The organism is Butyrivibrio sp. NC3005 (genome assembly GCF_000424545.1).
Taxonomy (GTDB): Bacteria; Bacillota; Clostridia; order Lachnospirales; family Lachnospiraceae; genus Butyrivibrio.
This window is the reverse complement of record NZ_AUKC01000077.1, coordinates 1-6,409: the sequence shown is the minus strand read 5'-3', so window position 1 is coordinate 6,409 and position 6,409 is coordinate 1. Positions and strand designations below refer to the sequence as shown.

Genomic DNA, 6,409 nt, shown 5'->3' with positions numbered 1-6,409 from the left:
ATTTCAAAATGGCAAAACATACAACTGTGATCTTAACGCTTCGTATAATATAGCAGCCCGCTATTATATACGAGAAATTTTTAAATCCTGTTCGGTGACGGACAGGTTGGACATTGAGGCTAAAGTCCCTCAGTGCTCTAAGAGAAGCACCTGCACGTTGGCTGACCTTATTAGCTTAAATGCGGTCTTAGACAATATATTAGTTGTCTAAGTACTGAGTTTTAGCCGTATGGACAGAAACGCAGTCCGATGCCCTAAAAGGCAACCACAATGTAGATTGTGGCAATAGGAAGCACGCGACTTTAGTCGTGTGAGGCTTCACAGATGACATATAAGACATAGAATATGGAGAAGACGAGGAATTACCATTTGACTGAAGAACAAAATAAAAATCTTGAAATTAAATATATTGAAAAACAACTTGAATTACAAAAGCAGATTGATTTTAATAATGCTGTGTGCATGGATTCTGTCAGGACAGTAGCTGGTGTTGATCTTGCATATTGGAAGGAAGATGACGGAGAACATGCCGTATGCTGCATAGTTATTATAGATTCTTTAACCAAAGAGATTATTGAGAAAAAGTATGTTTCATAAAAGATAAAAGTACCATATATTCCTGGGTGCCTGGCCTTCAGAGAAATTCCACTTTTTCTGAAGACATATGAAAAAGTGGAGACAGATGTAGATGTTCTTTTCTTTGATGGTAATGGATATCTTATTTGATCGACATAAAGGGCAAAGTTATTTCAATTGGAAAATGCCTTAAATCGAATGATAATTTATGCAGCACTAGTATATTAAACAAAAAGGAATAATATAAATGGAATACATAGACATCTTTACAAGGGACGGACAATATACAGGAGTAACAAGACCCAAGCATGATCCTAAAAAGCGCGGGGAATATTACAGACATGTACTCGTGATCATGAAGACAACAGACAGCCCTGCGCCGGGTGAAGGCGAGGGGCTGTATATTGTTCAGCAAAGATCTCTCAAAGCCAGATTCTATCCCGGTATGTGGGATATGACAGGAGGCGCTGTGATGGCAGGAGAGCTGCAAGAGGCAGCAGCCATCAGAGAAGTCAAAGAGGAACTTGATATAACTATTTCTCCTGAAGAGTTACAACTTGGTTTTGAGAGGATCGTTGATTGGGACGATGGTACAGGGCTCCTATTATCTGTATTTATGTGCAGAGTAGATGTTCCTGAGAACGGTTTTAAGTTTGATTCCCATGAAGTTAACGATGTGAAGGTCATGCCTTTCCATGAATTTCTTCATCACGTATCGGATCATAACGATGAAGATTTTTGTAATGGTCTTAAGGAGATTGAAAAGAAACTATAACTTTTTTATATAAAATCACGAACCTCACAATTGCTGTGCGGTTCGCGATTTTTGGTCTATCTTAACAGAGCTGATTCAATTGAACTATTAATATAATATTGAATCAAAGCTTTTGTTAAATATTGATTCAACTTTTTTACATCTGACTTGCGCCATATGTCATCAGATCCTCTGAAGCTGACATCTGGAAATACGGCGTGCCATCAGCTCTGAAGTGTACTCGCCTTATACCATCACATCTAAGAGTACTATCTATAGCAGTCTCTCCATGATAAGCTATCATCAGTTCGCCGTCTTCGTTAGTAAAGAAAGAGTTGTGACCGGGGCCGAAAACTCCTTTTACAGAATAGAAGTTAAGGACTGGTGTAATGCTCTTGGTCCAGGAGGAGATATCTAACAGATCAGCATCTTCATCAGCTGTCAGAAGACCAACTGCATAGGTATAGGAGTTGGCAGCACCGCCTGAATATGTAACATAGAGCTTTCCTTCATGGATAAAGCCATAAGGGCCTTCGTTGTTGATAGTTCCTGATACATTCTCCCAGCCAAGAAGAGGTCTTGTAAGGAGCACTGGTTCACTTGTAAGGATCCATGGCTTATCCTCATCAATGGATGCGATATAAAGCATGGAACCAGTATCATTTGGGTGTCCGATGAACTGTCTGTATGACCAGATAAGATATGAACCTTTGCTTGTTTTAACATGGGTCATATCAAGGGTTATGGCGCCTTGCCCTATTGGCGTTCCATCCATTTTGCACACCTTTACAGGATCTTCCCAACTGTCAGCTTCTATGATACTTGCGCCTTTCTTTTTCTTCATCATATGACACTGTGGGCCCCACTCATGGCCGCTTACAGCAAAAAGAATATATAATTCGCCTCCGATCACATGGAATTCGGGTGCCCAGAAGGTCTGCTCGAAGCCTCTTTCAGGATCAAATGGAAGGATGAGATGCTCGGTGATGCCTTCTGCAAAGAGGTCATGTACATCATCAGCTTCTCGCACATAGATACCTATATCATGGCGATTGTCGCTGGTTGATATGAAATACCATTTTCCTTCCCATGGGAAAATAACTGGATCGCCGTATCCCTTTGCAAGAGGGAAGTCAAACTTCTGCTGGTGTATACGTCCATTCGGACCAAACTTTTTCTCTCTTGAAGATCCATCGCTGTATGAAATTAGTATACCTGACTTGTCGTCCTTGCAGGTTACACCGGTGCAGACGATTGGATTCCAGTATTGCTCGGCTTTCTTTATTATTTCGGAATCTACTTCAAGGGTGTCTTCTTGCATAGAATCTGTTACAGGAACAAGCTCCTCCTTTTCAAAGTGAATCAGATCTTTGGTCTTCCATAGAACCCTTTTGTCTATAGCATCCTTATCAATCTCACCGTTTTCAAGGACTCTTTCTGCGGTAATACCAATCCATCCGTCTTCCATATTGAATATAAGCGGATTCTGAACACCCTTTGGAATGATGGTATTATCCTTGCTTATAGCACCTTTTGCAAAAAGAATTCCGTAGTTTCTGTTTAAAGGTGCAGCGCTTCCGTCATCAGAAATAACCTCGAAATGTACACTTCTTGCAAGTCCTTCAGGATAATTGGTTTCATTAACTTCTCTTGTAAATACTCTTATTTTCATAAATAAAATCCTTTCGGTTTCGTAGGCTCCTCCCACTGCCCTTGGGCGGTGGGAGGAGCCTTGTAAATTTGTAGTCATTAACCTTGGCTTTCAATGTATTTCTGTATGGTGGCTGATGATACTTCACCTATTCTACAAGCAAAGTATCCGTCAGTCCAAAAGATTTTCTTCTTCCAATACTATTTAGACAAAAAGTTTGGATATTTCTGCCAAAGATAGTATGTTGTTTGCTGTTTAATCAGCTTTACAATATCACAAACTCTATCCGTGGTATCGTAACTGATAATAAAATGTATATGGTCTTTATAAGTCTCCATAGCGATAATTTCATAACCATTGGAATTACAAATATCGTATATCTTTTGTTTTACATCATCAGCGATAGAACCTTTAAGCAGTTGCTTGCGGTACTTCGTTACAAGGACTATATGTACTTTTAGACTATACTTACGCCTATTGTGGCGATTATATCTGTTATCCATAACCTATTCCACGACAAGAGTAATATCGTACTTATGCATAAAGTTATCATTCAAGTCTTGAATGCTGGCATACCAATCACTGCGCTCTATCGTGAGAGAATGCATATCCATAACAGCTACCGAATATTGTCCATTATTTTCTTTTACTCGCAGTACATGCTTCTCGGTTATCGGAATTCCTGTATCTACGCCATAGTATTTAATTTGCGTTATTAATAAACTCCTTTTTTACGTTGACTTTTCACTAATGATCATTATATTATATATTTAGTGAAATAACAATGAGGCTTACTTATGGAACAAATGACAGTTACTGCTAAAATTCAGATATCAGTCGATACAGACAGTAAGGTTTTACTTGATGAAACCATGTCTGTTTATTCTGATGCCTGTGATTATGTAGCTGCCTATGTGTTCCGTACTCACGACCTAAAACAGTTTTCGCTTAACAAGGTACTGTATTCTACATTACGAGAAATGTTTGGTCTTAAATCTCAAATGGCTCAGTCTGTATTTAAGACTGTTATCGCAAGATATAAAACCATTCTCGAAAATCAAAAAGAGTGGATTCAGCCATCTTTTAAGAAGCCTCAGTACGACCTTGTTTGGAACAGGGATTATTCTCTTACACAAAACTGCTTTTCAGTCAATACTCTGAATGGTCGTGTGAAACTTCCTTATTTTGATAGAGGTATGTCTAAATATTTTGACCACACAATCTATAAGTTTGGTACAGCCAAGCTTGTAAATAAGCATGGCAAGTATTTTTTGCATATCCCTGTTTCTTATGATATCGAGGAAAGTAATATCTCTGATATCTGCAATGTTGTAGGCATTGATAGAGGTATTAACTTTGTTGTTGCCACTTATGACAGTAAGCACAAGTCTGGTTTTGTAAGCGGTAAAGCCATCAAGCAGAAACGTGCAAGCTACGCCAAGCTTCGTAAGGAACTCCAAATGCGTCAGACTCCATCATCAAGACGTAGGCTCAAAGCTATCGGTCAGCGAGAAAACCGTTGGATGCAGGATGTAAACCATCAAGTATCAAAGGCACTCGTTGAAAGCAACCCGAAGCATACGCTCTTTGTTCTTGAAGATTTGTCCGGTGTCCGTAATGCTACAGAGCGTGTCAGAACCAAAGACCGCTATGTTTCTGTATCGTGGTCTTTCTACGACCTTGAACAGAAGCTAATATACAAAGCAAAACAGAATCAATCAACTGTTGTTAAGGTTGACCCTCGTTATACGAGTCAGTGCTGTCCAGTATGTGGACACATTGAAAAAGCCAATCGTGATAAGAAATTGCATCTGTTTACTTGCAAGAACTGTGGCTATAAATCAAACGATGACCGCATTGGAGCTATGAATCTGTACCGCATGGGAATCAACTATCTCGAAGATAGACAAGTACCTGATACAGTTACGGCAGAGTAAATCTTTGTCGTAAGGGGCGGTGTCAACCGTCCCATGATGCGACCCCACGGAAGTTACACCGATAAAATGTAGGAGTTATTGCAACGAACTACAGGGGAGTTGCAAGCCCATTACCTTTAGGTGATGGGGAGTTGACAAGGATATCATGAATATGCCTGATGGCTATGATACGCTAGTCGGCGAAAGAGGTCTTAGACTTTCGGGCGGCCAGAAGCAAAGAGTAGCTATTTCAAGAGCTATACTTCGCCAGTCTCCTATAATAGTACTTGATGAAGCAACTGCATCTGTCGATGTTGAGACTGAGAAACAGATTCAGGAAGCAATTAACAACATTACAGGTAAGCGTACGATCGTTGCAATTGCACACAGACTGTCAACTATTCGTAACACAGCTCTTATCCTTGTCATTGAAAACGGACATATAGCAGAAAGAGGAACTCACGAAGAACTCGTGGCACTTGGAGGAATATATGCACGAATGAACAAGATACAGGGATGAACTAATAATAAAGCCGGAGGAGTCTATGTCTACAATTGATATAGATGAGATCTTCGCCCCAGGCGAAGTAATATACAACAATTTCCATATATCATCGACTAAAACTATGGAAGAACAGTGGGATAATCTTCATGAAGACCTGATTCAGGTGGAATATGAGGATAGTTTGTTACTGGACGTTGCCTGGTATCCTGAATGCGATCCGACAGGAAGGTTTATAATCAACCTGATACAAGATTATGATTGGGAGAATCCGTTAAAGAAAATAGAAGCAAAAAGCATAGATGAGATGTATAAATCTATAAATGCAATAATATCAGAATTCATTCAAAAGAAAAATTATTAAAAAATTCTGAAAGAAACTGCGTTATAGCAGAAAAATGCTGTAATACAGTTCCTTTTTGTTATAAAGTAAATTTTTGCTTAACGTAGGTGAAAACCCACAGGCTTGCCTGTGGGATGAAGCCTTTACACTTAGGGTGCATTAAAGTATATTATGCTTTAAGGAGTTAAAAGAAAATGACTGGTGAAGAACACAAGAAGGCTCTAAAGCAATACCATAAACTTTCTGATAGGCATATTTTAGTCGCTGAGACTGATATGCCTTATTCTGATGTGCTTAAGATTGTGATTCTTTCTGATAAAATCCGTAAGGCAGGCAATGAACTTGTTGGTCTTATGAGAAAGAATTATGATCAGCTTTTTCGAACAAAGAGGTATCGCAAACTATTATCCCTATATGGTAATACAGGAGATAAAGCTAAACGCAAAATTCTTGCTAATCAGCTTAATGAAATGCAGAAATCCTATAATGTCACATGGGATTACTGTAGAAAATCTATGATTCCAATAGGCAAAAAGTATGGTGTCGATGCTGTCTTTGCTCTAACCAAAGCTGAAGATGTTTGGCGTGGTATGGAAAAATGTCTGTATGGTAATGGCAGGACCATACATTTTTCAAAATATGGAGAACTGCCTTGTATCCGAGCAAA

At 39.2% G+C, this 6,409-nt stretch carries 5 protein-coding genes and 3 pseudogenes; 6 read left to right on the top strand and 2 right to left on the bottom strand.

Annotated elements, in window-relative coordinates; all coding sequences use genetic code 11:
• Positions 1–345: 345 nt before the first annotated feature.
• Together G634_RS21670 and G634_RS0114600 are read left to right on the top strand one after the other, a co-directional pair.
• Positions 346–726: pseudogene (locus G634_RS21670) on the top strand (endonuclease V).
• Between the two features lie 97 nt (positions 727–823).
• Positions 824–1,351: an NUDIX domain-containing protein gene (locus G634_RS0114600; protein ID WP_026505884.1), complete on the top strand. Its 528-nt coding sequence runs from the start codon at positions 824–826 to the stop codon at positions 1,349–1,351.
• A gap of 136 nt (positions 1,352–1,487) precedes the next feature.
• Here G634_RS0114600 and G634_RS19475 read toward each other — a convergent pair whose 3' ends face one another.
• Positions 1,488–3,002 carry a family 43 glycosylhydrolase gene (locus G634_RS19475; RefSeq protein ID WP_026505883.1) on the bottom strand — a complete coding sequence of 505 codons (1,515 nt, stop codon included), beginning with the start codon at positions 3,000–3,002 and terminating at the stop codon, positions 1,488–1,490.
• A gap of 77 nt (positions 3,003–3,079) precedes the next feature.
• A pseudogene (gene tnpA, locus G634_RS19470) lies at positions 3,080–3,484 on the bottom strand (IS200/IS605 family transposase).
• Positions 3,485–3,778: 294 nt separating this feature from the next.
• Between tnpA and G634_RS0114585 the strand changes: the two are divergent.
• The 4 genes and pseudogenes from G634_RS0114585 to G634_RS19460 all read left to right on the top strand — a co-directional run.
• Entirely contained in the window at positions 3,779–4,918 is a 1,140-nt protein-coding gene (locus G634_RS0114585) for an RNA-guided endonuclease TnpB family protein (RefSeq protein WP_026505882.1), read from the top strand.
• A 145-nt stretch (positions 4,919–5,063) separates the two neighbouring features.
• Positions 5,064–5,417 carry an ATP-binding cassette domain-containing protein gene (locus G634_RS0114580; protein ID WP_026505881.1) on the top strand — a complete coding sequence of 118 codons (354 nt, stop codon included), beginning with the start codon at positions 5,064–5,066 and terminating at the stop codon, positions 5,415–5,417.
• A gap of 25 nt (positions 5,418–5,442) precedes the next feature.
• Entirely contained in the window at positions 5,443–5,763 is a 321-nt protein-coding gene (locus tag G634_RS19465; RefSeq protein ID WP_051234079.1) for a hypothetical protein, read from the top strand.
• Positions 5,764–5,936: 173 nt separating this feature from the next.
• Positions 5,937–6,409, top strand: a pseudogene (locus G634_RS19460) (hypothetical protein); the annotation flags it as partial.

Bases quoted from the DNA above. Each gene is read 5' to 3' on its own strand.
- G634_RS0114600 (WP_026505884.1), top strand. From the start codon at position 824: ATGGAATACATAGACATCTTTACAAGGGACGGACAATATACAGGAGTA.
- G634_RS19465 (WP_051234079.1), top strand. From the start codon at position 5,443: ATGTCTACAATTGATATAGATGAGATCTTCGCCCCAGGCGAAGTAATA.
- G634_RS0114580 (WP_026505881.1), top strand. From the start codon at position 5,064: ATGAATATGCCTGATGGCTATGATACGCTAGTCGGCGAAAGAGGTCTT.
- G634_RS19475 (WP_026505883.1), bottom strand. From the start codon at position 3,002: ATGAAAATAAGAGTATTTACAAGAGAAGTTAATGAAACCAATTATCCT.
- G634_RS0114585 (WP_026505882.1), top strand. From the start codon at position 3,779: ATGGAACAAATGACAGTTACTGCTAAAATTCAGATATCAGTCGATACA.